General features: G+C 55.1%; 12 protein-coding genes, 1 tRNA gene and 1 other RNA gene. 9 read left to right on the top strand and 5 right to left on the bottom strand.

Annotated features, from left to right (window positions below; translation table 11 throughout):
• Positions 1-3: 3 nt before the first annotated feature.
• From mtlD to EGO56_RS18730, 4 genes are all read right to left on the bottom strand, one after another.
• Positions 4-1152 (bottom strand): mannitol-1-phosphate 5-dehydrogenase, encoded by a 1149-nt coding sequence (gene mtlD, locus EGO56_RS18745; protein WP_033734705.1) that lies wholly within the window; start codon positions 1150-1152, stop codon positions 4-6.
• A gap of 96 nt (positions 1153-1248) precedes the next feature.
• Positions 1249-3183, bottom strand: a complete 1935-nt coding sequence (locus EGO56_RS18740) for a PTS mannitol transporter subunit IICBA (protein WP_033784392.1) — start codon at positions 3181-3183, stop codon at positions 1249-1251.
• Positions 3184-3616: 433 nt separating this feature from the next.
• Complete coding sequence (locus EGO56_RS18735) at positions 3617-4333, bottom strand: DUF3053 domain-containing protein (RefSeq protein WP_135910491.1); 717 nt, start codon at positions 4331-4333, stop codon at positions 3617-3619.
• 234 nt (positions 4334-4567) lie between these two features.
• Complete coding sequence (locus EGO56_RS18730) at positions 4568-6166, bottom strand: gamma-glutamyltransferase family protein (protein ID WP_135910490.1); 1599 nt, start codon at positions 6164-6166, stop codon at positions 4568-4570.
• Positions 6167-6899: 733 nt separating this feature from the next.
• Between EGO56_RS18730 and EGO56_RS18725 the strand changes: the two genes are divergently transcribed.
• Positions 6900-7196, top strand: a complete 297-nt coding sequence (locus EGO56_RS18725) for an HTH-type transcriptional regulator (RefSeq protein ID WP_010257438.1) — start codon at positions 6900-6902, stop codon at positions 7194-7196.
• Positions 7197-7235: 39 nt separating this feature from the next.
• Here the strand turns inward: EGO56_RS18725 and EGO56_RS18720 are convergent, their stop codons facing one another.
• Entirely contained in the window at positions 7236-7832 is a 597-nt protein-coding gene (locus EGO56_RS18720; protein ID WP_135910489.1) for an HD domain-containing protein, read from the bottom strand.
• 63 nt (positions 7833-7895) lie between these two features.
• Here EGO56_RS18720 and EGO56_RS18715 point away from each other — a divergent pair, with 63 nt between their 5' ends.
• The 8 genes from EGO56_RS18715 (at position 7896) to dppC (ending at position 16239) form a co-directional block, all read left to right on the top strand.
• Positions 7896-8360 carry a MarR family winged helix-turn-helix transcriptional regulator gene (locus EGO56_RS18715; protein ID WP_135910488.1) on the top strand — a complete coding sequence of 155 codons (465 nt, stop codon included), beginning with the start codon at positions 7896-7898 and terminating at the stop codon, positions 8358-8360.
• A gap of 95 nt (positions 8361-8455) precedes the next feature.
• Positions 8456-8884, top strand: coding sequence for an organic hydroperoxide resistance protein (locus tag EGO56_RS18710; RefSeq protein WP_013359635.1), 429 nt, complete (start codon positions 8456-8458; stop codon positions 8882-8884).
• Between the two features lie 316 nt (positions 8885-9200).
• Entirely contained in the window at positions 9201-10892 is a 1692-nt protein-coding gene (gene eptB / locus EGO56_RS18705) for a kdo(2)-lipid A phosphoethanolamine 7''-transferase (protein ID WP_135910487.1), read from the top strand.
• A 125-nt stretch (positions 10893-11017) separates the two neighbouring features.
• Positions 11018-11094: transfer RNA gene (locus EGO56_RS18700), tRNA-Pro, on the top strand.
• A gap of 35 nt (positions 11095-11129) precedes the next feature.
• Positions 11130-11259, top strand: a non-coding RNA gene (locus tag EGO56_RS18695) — RtT sRNA.
• A gap of 1266 nt (positions 11260-12525) precedes the next feature.
• Entirely contained in the window at positions 12526-14136 is a 1611-nt protein-coding gene (gene dppA / locus EGO56_RS18685) for a dipeptide ABC transporter periplasmic-binding protein DppA (RefSeq protein WP_013359637.1), read from the top strand.
• A 171-nt stretch (positions 14137-14307) separates the two neighbouring features.
• On the top strand, positions 14308-15327 hold the full coding sequence (gene dppB / locus EGO56_RS18680; protein ID WP_135910486.1) for a dipeptide ABC transporter permease DppB: 1020 nt from the start codon (positions 14308-14310) through the stop codon (positions 15325-15327).
• A gap of 9 nt (positions 15328-15336) precedes the next feature.
• Positions 15337-16239, top strand: a complete 903-nt coding sequence (gene dppC, locus EGO56_RS18675) for a dipeptide ABC transporter permease DppC (protein WP_013359639.1) — start codon at positions 15337-15339, stop codon at positions 16237-16239.
• The last annotated feature ends 5 nt before the right edge of the window (positions 16240-16244 follow it).

Below are 16244 nucleotides of genomic sequence, written 5' to 3'. Positions count from 1 at the left end.
GCATTATGCCATAGCGTGCCAGGCGCTCACCACAGAAGCCACCACTTCGCTGTCGGCATCCAGCCCTGAAATCTCAGCCAGCGTCGCCTGTGGGCCTTTTTCAGCCAGCAGCGTAGCCAGCTCCTGCGCCTGGGGGTCCTGATCGCTGCGATAGTGCATCGCGGCGGCAATGCCCTGCACCAGGCTGGCGTGCGGCAAACCATATTCCAGCGTGCCCAGCGTCGGCTTGATCAGGCGATCGCCCGCGCTGAGTTTACGCAGCGGCTGACGACCCACGCGTTCCACATCATCTTTCAGATACGGATTTTCAAAACGACCCAGAATCTTCCGGATGTAAGCCGCATGCTTCTCCGCGTCAAAACCGTAACGCTTGATCAGCACCGCGCCGCTCTCTTCCATTGCGCCTTTCACCACGGCCCGGACTTTTTCGTCGAGGATGGCGTCGCGAATGGTCTGGTGACCGGCCAGCTGGCCGAGGTAGGCGGTAATGGCGTGACCGGTATTCAGGGTAAAGAGTTTACGCTCAACAAAGGCCATCAGATTATCCGTCAGCTCCATGCCCGGAATGGTCGGCAGGTCGCCTTTAAACTGAGTTTTATCGACGATCCATTCGCTGAAGGTCTCAACGGTCACTTCCAGCGGATCGGTGCTTCCTGCTTCAGACGGGGGCACGATGCGATCGACAGCGGAATCTACAAAGCCGACATGCTGCTCCAGCCAGGCGTGATACTGCTCCGGCAGTGCCTTCAGCACGTGCTGTTTCAGCTGGCTGGTGCCGCGCACCATGTTTTCACAGGCGATGATATTTAACGGACGGGTGTTGCCGTTGTCGCTGCGTTTTGCCAGTCCTTTAGCCACACTGCCGGCAATACGCTCCAGAATCTGCGGACCCACGGCGGTGGTGACCAGATCGACTTCAGACACCAGGGTGATGATCTCATCGCTGGTGCTGTTGACCGCACTGACGCCTTTAACGGTTTCCACTTTGGCCTGCTCGCCAACCACATGAACGGGATACTCATGACGCGCGTTCAGTGCATCCAGCACCGTCTGATTCACATCAGCAAAAACCAGTTCGATACCTGCATCAGCCAGTAATTTGCCGATAAAGCCGCGACCAATGTTTCCTGCTCCGAAATGTAACGCTTTCATAATTTTTGACCCATATCAAATGACGATGGGGCGGGCAAACCCGCCCCAGGAAATCGGGACGGGCATGACCGCCCCAGGGAAAATAATTGCTATAAATTACGCGATTACAGGCTTACCTGACAGCAAATCCAGCACTTCCTGGACGCTGGTGGTATTCGCCAGCTTCTCAATCACGCTGTCATCATCCAGCGCGTTGGTCAGGCTGGTGATCACCTGGATGTGCTCGTTGTTGCGGGCCGCAATACCAATCACCAGGCGCGCCACATCGTCCGGCTCTTCGCCGAACAGAACGCCTGCCGGATACTGACAGAACACCACGCCGGTTTTCAGCACGCGATCTTTCGCTTCAACCGTGCCGTGCGGCACTGCGATCGACTCACCGAGGTAGGTCGGCGTCAGTTTTTCACGCGCCAGCATCGCATCAATATATTCAGGTTCAACGTAACCGCCTTTGACCAGCTGTTCGCCGGCAAAGCGAATCGCCTGCTCTTTGTTGCTGGCGGTCAGACCGAGGAAGACATTATCTGCGCCCAGTTTAAACAGGTGCGCATTGCCTTCGTCGTAGCTGTCTGAGAGCGCGGTGTTCACCGTCTCACGATGTACGTCGCTGCGGTTCGCCGCCACCAGACGTTCGGTCAGGGTGCTGTAGAGCGCGCTGTCGAGGAAGTTATTCAGCGAGATATGCTGGGCATGCGGTGCCTGGCGAATCGCGCGTTCAGTCAGGTCACGATGCGTAATCACCAGATCGACATCACCCGGCAGGGCGTTGATGGCGGTGTTGGTTACCGACACATTGCTCAGACCGGCGTCCTGCACTTTCTTGCGCAGCACGCCTGCACCCATGGCGCTGGAACCCATACCGGCGTCACAGGCCACGATGATTTTACGCACGTGATGCAGCTCGACGCTCATAGCATCGCTGGCGACGGCGCCGCCTGTTGTGCTCTGGCCTTTAGACTGCGCTTTCATCTCATGCATGCGCTGGGTCGCGGCTTCAATATCGTCATCTTCTTTGACTTTGCTGGTTTTCAGCAGGATAGCGGAAACCACGAAGGAGACGGCGAAGGCTGCAGCGATAGCGGCGATGTTGGCGAAGTAGGCACCTTTTGGCGTCATTGCCAGCACGGCCAGGATAGAACCTGGTGAGGCAGGAGAGACCAGACCACCGTTCAGCACGGTCAGCGTGAAGACGCCGGTCATACCGCCCAGGATAACCGCCAGCAGCAGGCGAGGGGCCATCAGCACATACGGGAAGTAGATCTCATGGATGCCGCCGAGGAAGTGGATGATTGCCGCACCGCCCGCAGACTGTTTAGCACTGCCGCGTCCAAAGAACATGTAGGCCATCAGCACGCCCATACCCGGACCCGGGTTGGCTTCGATCAGGAAGAAGATCGACTTGCCGGCTTCGCTCGCCTGCTGGATGCCCAGCGGTGAGAAGATACCGTGGTTAATGGCGTTGTTCAGGAACAGGATTTTCGCCGGTTCCACGAAGATGGAAGTCAGTGGCAGCAGGTTGTTCTGCACCATCAGATTCACGCCCGCGGCGAGAATGTGTGACAGACCTTCAACCAGCGGACCAATCGCCAGGAACGCCAGCAGCGCCAGGATCATCCCGATAATACCGGCCGAGAAGTTGTTAACCAGCATCTCGAAGCCGCTTTTGATTTTGCCGTCAATCGCTCGGTCAAACGACTTAATCGCCCAGCCGCCCAGCGGACCGGCAATCATCGCACCGAGGAACATCGGCATATCTGCACCGACAATCACACCCATGGTCGTAATCGCGCCAACCACGCCACCGCGATCGCCGCCCACCAGACGCCCACCGGTAAAACCGATCAGCAGAGGCAGCAGGTAGGTGATCATCGGGCCAACCAGTTTGGCCAGCGTTTCGTTAGGGATCCAGCCAGTTGGAATAAACAGTGCGGTGATGATACCCCAGGCGATAAACGCCCCGATGTTCGGCATCACCATATTACTCAGAAAGCGACCAAAGCTCTGTACTTTGACCTTCACTGATGAGGACATAAACCCACCCCTTATTGAGACGCGCTGCAATAGGAGAGCGCGCTTGTTTTTGTTTAGCCACCCCGACGCGAAGCCGGTGGTATTACTGTATGCACGCGGACTCTATCACGCGAATTTGACGCTGCGTAGCGCATGGAGTAAGTGTGATCTGTGTCACTGATTCAGGGTGGTGGTAGGGGTAATTTGCGTGACTTCGATCACATTTTTACCGGTGTCAAGGCTTGTTTTGCCTGGATTATGGCCGGGCTGGCAGGTTATCTGTGAGATGAATCACACTTATCGGCAGGGTATTTGTTATATAAATGTGACTTAGATCACAAACTATTTTTGGTCGAAAATGCGCCAGATCACACTTCATTATCCAGGTGACAGGAAGAGAGATGAAAAGGGGAATGAGCCGGGCAGACGAATAACGCCTGCCCGTTAAACGGTTTTACTGCAGACCACCCTGGACGGCAGCCTGTGCCTGAGGAAGCGCCTGCGAATTGGCTGATAACGTGCTCATCAGCGCATTATATTGTGAAGCCTGATCCTGCGTCGGGAACTGCACGCCACCATCATTGAAGCTGACACGGTTTCCCTGCATTTGCAGGAAATCGCCGGCCTGTACGGCACCCTGACTCAGCGCCTGGAGTTTTGGCAGCAGCGGAATCAGCTGATTGGCAGGCACCGTCACCACTTTGTTGTAGGCGGTGTCATAGACTTTTTTCAAATCATCCGGCTGCTTCAGGGCCGCTTTGCTGCTGTCCGCCTGCATTTTTGCGCTTTCAATCTGCTGGGTAACGATCACCAGTGCGCTGTTCGCCTGACGCAGGGAATCACGACGGCTCAGATAATCCTGCGGAACGCGAATGGCCGAAAGCTCATCCACCACCGGACGCATACCCTGCTCAACGGCCTTGTTCGCCTGCTGTGAGAAGCCATACATGATGGCGTAATCGCTGGCGAAGTTGCCAAAGCTCTGCTTCTGATTCTCGCTGAGGCTGGGCAGATGCTCGCCGCTGCGCATCACGGTGTTCTGGAGGAAATCGATAAATGCTTTGCGCTGCTCGCCTTCTTTATCACCGCACGCGGTGAGTTGCAGCACAATCAGCGCGCCAGCGAGCATCATGCCGCCGCGTGCCATAAGGCGTGTAAGTCCTGAAGCCATGGGTTCAACTCCTGTCGGTGATACTGTCGGATGTCCAGGTAAGAATGGCCTAAAGAATAGAACAAACCCGCATCACGGCACAATGTGAAACCACCTGTGAAACAGACGCTTTCTGAAACGCCGGTTAAAGAACGGGATTGTCTGCGCGTCAGAAGGGGCCAGGGTCCCTGCCATTGCGGGCAAAGCGTGCAGCTGAAAGGCACGCTTAGCGACCTGACGCGCGCTGGCGCGGCCTTAAAACACTACCGCCTGACCATCTTTGCGACTCTCGCTGGCTGCGATATAGAAGCCCTGCGGATCGCGTACGATTACCTGTGCGCCACCAAAGTTGTAGTTACTCAGAGGGTCTTCCAGCACCACATTGTGCCCCATACGGCGCAGCGTGCTCAGGGTATTGCGATCGAGAGTGGATTCAAACACCACCTCACGTCCCTGTACCACGCGCCAGCGCGGCGCATCAATCGCGGCCTGCGGATTCTGCCGGTGCAGCATAATCCGCAACGCCAGCTGAACGTGTCCCTGCGCCTGCATCGGGCCACCCATCACGCCAAACGCCATCAGCGGCTGGCCCTGCTGATCCAGCGCAAAGGCCGGAATAATGGTATGGAAGGGCCGCTTACCGCCCGCCACGACGTTGGGATGCTCCGGGTCGAGTGAAAAGCCTGCGCCACGGTTCTGCAGGCTGATGCCGGTATCGGGTACGACCACGCCAGAGCCAAAGCCCATGTAATTGGACTGGATGAAAGAGACCATCATGCCGCTGGCATCCGCTGCCGCGACATACACCGTGCCGCTTTGCTGCGGTGATCCAAAGCGGAAATCTCCTGCTTTGTCAGGGTCGATTAATGCTGCCCGCTGGCGGATGTACTCTTTGCTCAGGAGTAATTCAGCCGGAAATTCGAGGTGATCCTCGTCAGTGACATAACGGTCCAGATCAACCAGCGCCAGTTTCATCGCCTCAATAGAAAGATGCAGCCACTGCGGCGAATCGGGTGCATAGCGATTGATCTCCCACGCTTCCAGAATGCCGAGCGCAATTAAAGTCGCGATCCCCTGACCATTCGGCGGCAGCTCCTGCACCGATCCGCCGGCAAACGGATGCGACAGCAGGGTAACCCAGTCAGCACGATGGTTTTTCAAATCCTCCAGCGTCAGCGCCGCGCCATGTTCGCGGGCGAAGGCCGCCATTTTCTGCGCCAGTGCGCCGCGATAAAAACTTTCACCTTCAGTCTCAGCGATCTCCTGCAGGGTGCGGGCCTGTGCCGGGTTGCGGAACAGCTCGCCCGTACGCGGTGGACGGCCCTGCGGCGCAAAGCAGCTGCTGAAGCCAGGCTGATCCCGCAGCTTGTCATAGCCACGCTGCCACAGCTGACCAATCAGCGGAGAGACCGGAAAGCCGTCGCGCGCATAGTCAATTGCCGGTTGCGCCAGGGTGGTCAGCGGTAAGGTGCCGAAGCGCTGCGCCAGCGTCACCCACGCCGAGACGGCGCCCGGCACAGTGACAGACTCCCAGCCGGTTTCAGGCATCGCGCTCAGCGCGGCAAAGCGGTCGGGACGCCAGGCGGCGGGCGCCCGGCCTGAAGCATTTAAGCCATGCAGCTCGCTGCCGTCCCAGACAATCGCAAACGCATCACTGCCGATGCCGTTTCCGGTCGGCTCCAGCACGGTTAAGGCGATGGCGGTGGCGATAGCCGCATCCACGGCGTTCCCGCCCTGTTGCAGCATCCGTAAACCCGCCTGTGCCGCCAGCGGTTGCGAGGTTGCGACGGCATTGCGGCCCATCATCGGCACGCGATGAGAGGGATAGCCGACGTTAAAATCTGTTTCACGCATCGCTTTTCCTTAAAGAGGTCAGGAGTGAATTTTCCCGTCATCAGCACGTGATTCCACCGCTGCACGTTTAGCGCGCAAAGGGCTCGTTTTCAGCCGCCAGCTGCACCGTTATGAGGCGTCAGCCGTTTCGTTAGGATGACTGTTGATTCATCTGACGATACAGGGGCGTTAAGAGTAAAAGATTTCTCCGCACTCCACTGTGAGCCGCCGCGCGCCAGGGTTCAGGCGCTAACCAGGACTATTCTTAAATTAATCAGAACCGTGAATATAAGTGTTCAGGAAGTAAACCATTGGCGTATATTTTGCACTCACAAGGTGAAGAGGTGTAGTGCTTCACAGAAATGAGAATATGCCAGAGAAAAGCTTGATGGCATCCACATAAATCGCAAACACCATTTGATTTTTTTGCACGCTATGCCAGCACAAAAATCAACTGCCTCAGCAGGTTAGAGGTGCTGGAACTTTTCCGGCAAACCATAGTGAAAAAAATAATTATAAATTGCGCGGCAAATAGTCAGGTCTCTATCCATACTTAGTCTCCCGGCATTTGTTGCATTGACCTGACATCATTAAAGCAGTGCACCGCAGGCTGTGTCCCGTAATGGTTTTTCTCATAACAAAAACAAACCCTTGCGGGATCCAGCCTGAAACAGGCCCGGTTTCAGAGTCCTGACTTCAGGCTCGTACCTCTCTACTTTCACGTGCTTCATAGTGAGTTTTTAAGGAGTTCTCTATGGAATTAAAAGACCCGATGTTTGAATTGCTCAGCAGCCTTGAGCAGATTGTTTTGACACGTGATGATCGCGCCGCCGAGTTACTTATTCAGCGTCAGCAACCCGCCCAGCCAGAGCCGCAGCGTTTGCGTGAAATGACCGGCATGCAGGTTGATGAATTTGCAAAAGTGATGGGCGTGAGCGTCTCTTCCGTGAAAAGCTGGGAAGCACGGCGTACCCGTCCTTCCGCGACGGCGCAGAAATTAATGAAGTTATTGCATGCCAATCCCTATCTGGGACGGCAGTTGCTTGAATAATCAGGCATCACGAGAAGAACCCGCCGCTGGCGGGTTTTTTTATGCGCGCATTTCGCTGTATTTAGCGGCCTGCTTCACAAACCAGCTCGCTGGCACGTTGTAGGGAGGCTCCCGCAGCTGAGCAAGGCCGCTTTCAATGATCGTTGACGCCTGCTGCCATAACTGCGCATCGCCCTCTTTCAGCAACCCAATCTGTATCTGTTTTTCCACCAGATAGACCCGCGCAAAGTCAGGATCAAAACGCACAATCGCGCGGGTATTGTCGATGATGTCAGCCAGTTTGATTGTCTGCGCCTCAGGACTGGCGCTGGCCGTATGGCGGAAGTGCGCCAGTTTACGGGCCGCCCGATTTTTTGCCGCTGTGGGTGTGCTGTCGGTCAGCATCTCCACCAGGCTGGCCACGCGAGTACCAAACTGGGCTTCGATATCCCCTTGCGTGGCAGAGGTATCTTCTACGGTATCGTGCAGCCAGGCGGCGGCTAACATGGCATCGTCATGAGTGACGCTGCGCACCAGCTCCACTACCGCAGCCGGATGAACAATGTAAGGCTCATCGGTATATTTGCGGCGCTGACCGGCACCGGCATGTGCCTCAGTGGCGAAACGACGCGCCTGTTCTTCCAGTGAATCCTGCATGCTTTTTCTCCTGACAAAAAAGTTTGCTTGCAATTATCTAGCGCGCTATCTATATTAATCATCATGAACTGTGATCAAGATGACAAAAAAGTGAAAACGATGCCACTGTTGGTCGATCAGCAACTCTGTTTTGCGCTTTATTCTGCCAATCTGGCGATGAATAAAGTCTATCGACAGTTGCTGAGCCAGCTCGACATTACCTATCCGCAGTATCTGGTGATGCTGGTGTTGTGGCAGAAAGATGATGTCACGGTGTCAGAGATTGGCGAGCAGCTTTTTTTAGACTCGGCAACATTAACGCCACTGCTGAAGCGGCTGGAAAGCGCAGGTCTGATTAACCGCCAGCGTACCCGTCAGGATGAACGCCAGGTGGCGGTAACGCTGACGGACGCGGGACGAACGCTGCAGCATAAAGCGGAGTCCATACCTGAAGCGGTTAAATGTGCCACAGCCTGTGACGATGACGCTCTGCTGGCGCTGAAATTACAGCTCGATGGGTTACGTGATAACCTGAATCAATCACGATAATTATTGCCGACGGATGCGCTGCATCCGTTGAACCTCACCGCCTGATTACGGTTAAATAAGTAGTGGGCGATTAAATAGTGTAACGGAGAAATGTCATGTCTTTAGAACAAGTGGTTTACCGCGCCAAAGCCAAAGCAACCGGTGGTCGTGATGGTCGTGCAACCTCTTCTGACGGTGTACTGGACGTTAAACTGGGCGTGCCAAAAGAGATGGGCGGTGCAGGCGGCGAAGTGACTAACCCTGAGCAGCTGTTTGCTGCAGGCTACTCTGCCTGCTTCCTGGGCGCGATGAAGTTTGTTGCTGGCCGCGACAAAATCGCGATGCCAAAAGATGCGTGGATTGAAGGTGAAGTCGGTATCGGTCCGATTCCTGATGGCTTTGGTATCGAAGCGACCCTGAATATTCATCTGCCAGAGATGGATGAAGCAGAAGCGCAGAAGCTGGTTGATGCAGCGCATATCGTTTGTCCTTACTCAAACGCTACCCGCAACAACATCGACGTTACGCTGAACATCATTCGCTAAGCGTGCTGCGGGCCTGAACCATCAGGCCCGCATTTTTCATTCATCACATCCTCTCTCCTGCTGTTTTCTGCGTCAGTCAGCCAATAGCCACCCTCAGATATGTACAAAAAATGTGCTAATCCGGTCGACGAAGATTATTTTCTGGTCTATCAAACGCGGCCATGTTTTACTGAGCCACCTCGCGTTATAGCCAGTAAATCCGTTCAGAATTTTCCTTCATCTTGTCCGGTCCGCTTATTCAGCGAACTCTGCCGCGTTTCGGCAGTCACATAAAAGATTTGGTCAAGCGCTTCACACCGGAGAAACCCCTTTTTTCATGAATTATATTAAAACCCTGACTCAGCAGAAGTTATCGCTACTGCTGGCGCTCTACCTCGGTATCTTACTGAACTTACCGATTTTCTATCGTCGTTTTGACGGTTTTCTAAGGCACTCAACGGTAACGAACTGGCTCACTGCTGTCACCGAGGTGGTGGCCATTGTGCTGCTGACGTTCTTCCTGATGCGTCTGCTGTCGCTGGGCGGAAAGTGGTTTTATCGCGTGCTGGCCACGATGATTGTTCTGATTTCAGTTGCCGCCGCCTATTACATGGCGTTTTTTAACGTCGTGATTGGCTACGGCATTGTGGCGTCGGTGATGACGACCGATACCGATCTTTCTAAAGAAGTGGTTGGCTACCATTTCATCCTGTGGATGGTGCTGGTCAGCGCGCTGCCGCTGCTGATGATCTGGCGCAACAGGCTGAGCATGACGCTGAACGAGCAACTGCGTACGCCAGGACAGCGACTCAAGCCAACGGTGATTATGCTGCTTTGCGTGGCCCTGGTCTGGCTGCCGATCCGTTATTTCGACAAGCTGCAGAAGCATAATGAAGAGATCACTAATATTGATCTGCCGAGCTACGGCGGTGTGGTCGCTCACTCGTATCTGCCTTCCAACTGGCTGGCGGCTGTCGGTCTGTTTGCCTGGACCCGCGTGGATGAATCGCTGAATAGCGAGGAGCTGCTGGATCCGGCGAAGAAGTTTACCTACGTTGCGCCTGCCGGCCTGGACGATACCTATGTGGTGTTTGTGATTGGCGAAACCACCCGCTGGGATCACATGGGAATGCTGGGTTATGAGCGCGACACAACGCCTAAGCTGTCGAAAGAGAAGAACCTGGTGGCGTTCCGCGGCGAGTCCTGCGATACCGCGACGAAGCTGTCGCTGCGCTGCATGTTTGTGCGCGAAGGCGGCACCATGGATAACCCAGGCCGCACGCTGAAAGAGCAGAATGTGTTTGCGGTGATGAAAGAGCTGGGCTTCACCTCTGAGCTGTTTGCGATGCAGAGCGAAGTCTGGTTTTACGACAACATCAATGCCAACAACTTTGCTTTCCGTGAGCAGATTGGTTCAGAGAAGCGTAATCAGGGCAAAGCGGTAGATGACATGCTGCTGGTGCCGGAGATGAAAGCCTCACTGGATCGTTTCCCGAAAGGTAAGCATCTGGTGGTGCTGCACACCAAAGGTTCGCACTATCTCTATTCACAGCGTTATCCGCGCAGCTTCGCGAAGTATCAGCCGGAGTGTATGGGCGTCGACGAGACCTGCAGTAAAGCGCAGCTGATTAACGCTTATGACAACTCTGTGCTCTATGTCGATAGCATGCTGGATAGCGTGCTGGATCAGCTGCGTGATAAAAAGGCGATTGTCTTCTATGCTGCTGACCACGGTGAGTCGATCAGCGAGAATATGCATCTGCACGGCACGCCGCGTGAGATGGCACCGCCGGAGCAGTTCCGCGTACCGATGATGGTCTGGGCGTCAGATAAGTATCTGGAAGACAGCCAGAACCGCAGTAACTTCGAACGCCTGCAGGCGCAACAGCGTGTGGGCCGGACTCATCGTCACGTTGAGTTGTTCGATACCATTCTGGGCTGTCTGGGTTATACCTCGCCAGATGGCGGCATTAACCCGGCTAACAACTGGTGTCAGGCACCGGCTAAAAGTCAGGCTAAAGCGCTGTAATAGTCGTCTGAACGGGACATGCAGGCGGTTGATTTTCGGTAACCGCGTGCTTTCCAGGCGATTGACGGCAAAAGCATAAAAAGCGGTTGACGCTGATCGGGGGTAGCAGTAACATGCGCCCCCATCGGCGAGTAGCGCAGCTTGGTAGCGCAACTGGTTTGGGACCAGTGGGTCGGAGGTTCGAATCCTCTCTCGCCGACCATATTTAAGAAAACCTGTCTGAAAAGACAGGTTTTTTTTCGTCTGTAGAAAATGAGGATGAGGACCTCCGAAGGAGGTTTGAGCCGAGCATAGCGAGACAACGTTGCTTCAGCAACGGCCCGCAGGGCGCTGCTCGAAGAGCAGAGTAATCCTCTCTCGCCGACCATATTTAAGAAAACCTGTCTGAAAAGACAGGTTTTTTTTCGTCTGTAGAAAAGGGAAAGACTTACCGCTGAGCAGGCTTCAGGGAGCATACGCCTTCCGCAAAGACGCAAAAGACGCCATCCCTGGCATGCTCTGCGCGGGCGATTACGCACCTCATCCCTGAGGTGCGCCCGTTGCCGGGCCAACGCGTTGCGTTGTTCAAAAACGCTCCCGGCGTTTTTGTCCATGGCCCGCGATGCTTTGCTGCAGGCGTATGCTCCCTTCGCTTCACGTCTGGCAGGCGCATCGGGTACTTACAGAAGCACTACAGACGGCTGGGAGATCCAAAGTCAGGTGCATCTGACCGCAGCGCATAAGCTCAAGGCGGAGGGGACACGGGCAGAGGAGGAAAGCGTCCCACGCCAGGGATGGCGTGGGCCGAGCGTCCATGGATGGTTTAAGCGACTTTCCGATCTGCCCGTGTCCCTGAAGCAGATCTCAATCTGACCGCTAAACAGGCACTTTCTTACGGCCGAGCGTCCATGGATAGTTTAAGCGCCTTTCCGATCTGCCCGTGTTCCCGAAGCAGATCTCGATCTTAACGCCATACGTTCTACCGATAATCCTTAACGCCACTCCCGCTTACCACATTTTGTTTTGTTGCCCGCCTCGCTGCCTTCCAGAAAGTTCCAGTAAACCCCATCCACGGCGCATTTCGCTTACCCGCCGTTATTATCACCCCTTTTCCGCTGGCAGGCCTTGCCCTGTAAGAGATGCGATCATAATTCGCGACACATTCTTCTTATGACCGAAAGCGGCAACATGCTGATTTCTTATGCTTCTTTCCCAGCATATTCCGCTGGTTGAACGTCATAACGCACGGTGAATCGTTCAGTTATTCAACATTTGCCGGTAAAAGTTTTAAGTTTTTTAGCGGTGAGAATCACTAGCGATAGAGCTGCTATCCAGCACAATGCACGGAATTCAGGCCAGCTACGCTGTGCATTGTATGGCTTTCAGACAGAAACGGTTTTTATTACCGTTGCATGCTATTCCTCACACTCTGTGTAAATAAGTAACCGTTGTATTGACGTTCTTTGCAACTGTTGACAAATTGATGCGTCAATAAACGCGCAGTTACGGAATTTTCTGAATGCACAATCTGCGTCAGAAAAAACATAAAAAACGCAGCGCGCGTTAACCACCTGTTCGGTGGTACGCCTGAACCGCATAAAAAAATCAGAGGTCGGGCAATACACACAACATCACATCACAATGGAGCAAAAGCATGATCAACTCCCTGGCTAAATCCGGGATGCTGAAGGTCGGTCTGAGCCTGATTGCTATGACTGTCGCCGCCGGTGTTCAGGCAAAAACCCTCGTTTACTGTTCTGAAGGTTCTCCGGAAGGCTTTAACCCGCAGTTGTTCACCTCGGGCACCACCTACGATGCCAGCTCACGTCAGATCTACAACCGACTGGTTGAGTTCACTATCGGCACCACCGAACTGCACGCTGCGCTGGCAGAGAAGTGGGATGTCAGTGAAGACGGTAAAACCTACACCTTCCACCTGCGTAAAGGTGTGAAGTGGCAGACCACCAAAGATTTCAAACCGACGCGCGACTTCAATGCGGATGATGTGGTGTTCACCTTTGAGCGCCAGCTGGATAAAAACAACGCCTATCACGGCGTCTCCGGCGGCAGCTACGAATACTTCGAAGGCATGGACATGCCGAAGCTGATCAGCAAAATCGAAAAAGTGGACGAGAATACCGTTCGCTTCGTGCTGACCCGCCCTGAATCGCCGTTCCTTGCTGACCTCGGCATGGACTTCGCCTCGATTCTGTCGAAAGAGTACGCAGACAACATGCTGAAAGCGGGCACCCCGCAAAACGTCGACCTGAACCCGGTCGGTACCGGCCCGTTCCAGCTGCTGCAGTACCAGAAAGATTCGCGCATCCTTTACAAAGCTAACCCGGATTACTGGGGCACCAAGCCAAAAATCGATCGCTTAGTCTTCTCCATTACCCCGGATGCGTCGGTGCGCTACGCCAAGCTGCAGAAGGGCGAATGTCAGGTCATGCCATATCCGAACCCGGCTGACATCGCGCGTATGAAGCAGGACAAAAACATCAACCTGTATGAGCAGGCTGGCCTGAACGTCGGCTACCTGTCGTACAACGTTGAGAAAAAACCGCTGGATAACCTGAAAGTGCGTCAGGCACTGACCATGGCGGTCAACAAAAAAGCGATTATCGACGCCGTTTATCAGGGCGCAGGCCAGCCGGCTAAAAACCTGATCCCACCAACGATGTGGGGCTATAACGACGACGTAAAAGACTACGCCTACGATCCTGAGAAAGCCAAAGCGCTGCTGAAAGAAGCGGGCATGGCAGACGGTTTCTCCATCGACCTGTGGGCAATGCCGGTTCAGCGTCCGTACAACCCGAACGCACGCCGCATGGCTGAAATGATTCAGAGCGACTGGGCGAAGATTGGCGTCAAAGCCAAAATCGTGACCTACGAGTGGGGCGAATACCTGAAGCGCGCCAAAGCGGGCGAGCACCAGACCGTCATGATGGGCTGGACCGGCGACAATGGGGATCCGGATAACTTCCTGGCCACCCTGTTCAGCTGTTCAGCGGCCAAAGATGGCTCTAACTACTCGCGCTGGTGTGATAAATCCTTCGAGGATCAGATTCAGCCAGCTCGCGCCACCGCCGATCAGGCGAAGCGTATCGAGTACTACAAGCAGGCTCAGGTTGTGATGCATGACCAGGCACCGGCGCTGATGATCGCGCACTCAACGGTATACGAACCGGTCAGCAAAAAAGTCTCCGGTTACAAAGTCGATCCGCTGGGCGGACACTACTTTGCTCAGGTAGACATTAAAGAATAATTGTCGCCTTTTCCGGGGCGACTGCGCGTCGCCCCGGCTTTATCTCCCTGTTTTACTGGAAACGGTAGAGGCGCAGCCTGTCTGCGTCGCGGTCGGGCCTACCCGATCGTCAGATGTAAGCAATAACAACCCTCGCGGCGACGGTCGCGCGGACAAGAGAGAACCCGGATTATGCTGCAGTTCATACTCCGACGTCTGGGCCTTGTCATCCCAACGTTTATCGGTATTACATTACTCACCTTCGCGTTTGTTCACATGATCCCGGGCGATCCGGTGCTGATCATGGCGGGCGAGCGCGGTATTTCTCCTGAACGTCATGCACAGTTAATGGCGCTGTTAGGTCTGGATCAGCCGCTGTGGAAACAGTACCTGAACTACATTAACGGCGTATTACATGGCGACCTGGGCATTTCACTTAAGAGCCGCATCCCTGTCTGGGATGAGTTTGTTCCGCGCTTCAAAGCGACGCTGGAACTTGGCATCTGCGCCATGATATTTGCCGTGGCCATTGGTATCCCGGTTGGGGTGCTGGCGGCGGTAAAACGCGGTTCAATTTTCGATCACACCGCTGTGGGCATCTCACTGACCGGCTACTCCATGCCGATCTTCTGGTGGGGCATCATGCTGATCATGCTGGTCTCGGTTCACTTCAACCTGACACCGGTTTCCGGGCGGGTCGGCGACACCGTCTTCCTGGATGACAGCATGCCGCTGACCGGCTTTATGCTGATCGACACCTTCTTCTGGGGTGAGCCGGGCGACTTCCACGATGCGGTAATGCACATGATTCTGCCTGCCATCGTGCTGGGCACCATTCCGCTGGCGGTAATTGTACGAATGACGCGTTCGGCAATGCTCGAAGTACTGGGTGAAGATTACATCCGTACGGCGCGCGCCAAAGGACTGACGCGGATGCGCGTAATCGTGGTGCATGCACTGCGCAACGCCATGCTGCCGGTGGTGACGGTCATCGGCCTGCAGGTCGGCACGTTGCTGGCCGGGGCGATTCTGACCGAAACCATCTTCTCGTGGCCGGGTCTGGGGCGCTGGCTGATTGAAGCGTTGCAGCGCCGTGACTATCCGGTGGTGCAGGGCGGTGTGCTGCTGACCGCGGTACTGATTATTGTGGTCAACCTGCTGGTTGATCTGCTGTATGGCGTGGTTAACCCGCGCATACGTCACAAGAAATAAGGGGGAATCATGTCTGTTGTTGATCCCGGCAGCGTTACCGTTGCACCGAAGCCGATGACCCCGTTTCAGGAATTCTGGCACTACTTTAAACGTAACAAAGGCGCCGTCGTGGGCCTGGTCTACATCATCATTGTGCTGCTGTGCGCCATTTTTGCCGATGTGCTGGCCCCGCATGCGCCTGCTGAGCAGTTCCGCGATGCGCTGCTGCATCCGCCGGTCTGGCAGGAAGGAGGTAACTGGAGCTACATTCTGGGCACTGACGACGTAGGCCGCGATGTGCTGTCGCGTCTGATGTACGGCGCGCGCCTGTCGCTGCTGGTCGGCTGTCTGGTGGTGGTGCTGTCGCTGATTTTCGGCGTAATCTTCGGCCTGCTGGCCGGTTATCTCGGCGGCGTGGTCGATGCCATCATCATGCGCGTGGTCGATATCATGCTGGCATTGCCAAGCCTGCTGCTGGCGCTGGTGCTGGTTGCTATCTTTGGTCCCTCGATCGTTAACGCCTCTATCGCGCTGACCTTTGTGGCACTGCCGCACTACATCCGTCTGACCCGCGCCGCGGTGCTGGTGGAAGTGAACCGCGACTATGTGACCGCCTCCGGCGTGGCCGGTGCCGGTATGCTGCGCCAGATGTTTGTGAATATTCTGCCTAACTGCCTTGCACCGCTTATCGTGCAGGCGTCATTAGGTTTCTCCAACGCCATTCTCGATATGGCGGCGTTGGGCTTTCTCGGTATGGGTGCGCAACCGCCAACGCCGGAGTGGGGCACCATGCTCTCCGACGTTCTGCAGTATGCGCAAAGTGCCTGGTGGGTCGTGACCTTCCCTGGATTGGTCATTCTGCTTACCGTGCTGGCATTTAACCTGATGGGCGACGGTTTGCGTGATGCCCTCGACCCGAAACTCAAGCAGTAAAGAGG

This window comes from Pantoea vagans, from assembly GCF_004792415.1.
Lineage (GTDB): Bacteria > Pseudomonadota > Gammaproteobacteria > Enterobacterales > Enterobacteriaceae > Pantoea > Pantoea vagans.
Note: the sequence above shows the minus strand (reverse complement) of the source record. Positions and strands in the feature narration are given on the sequence as shown.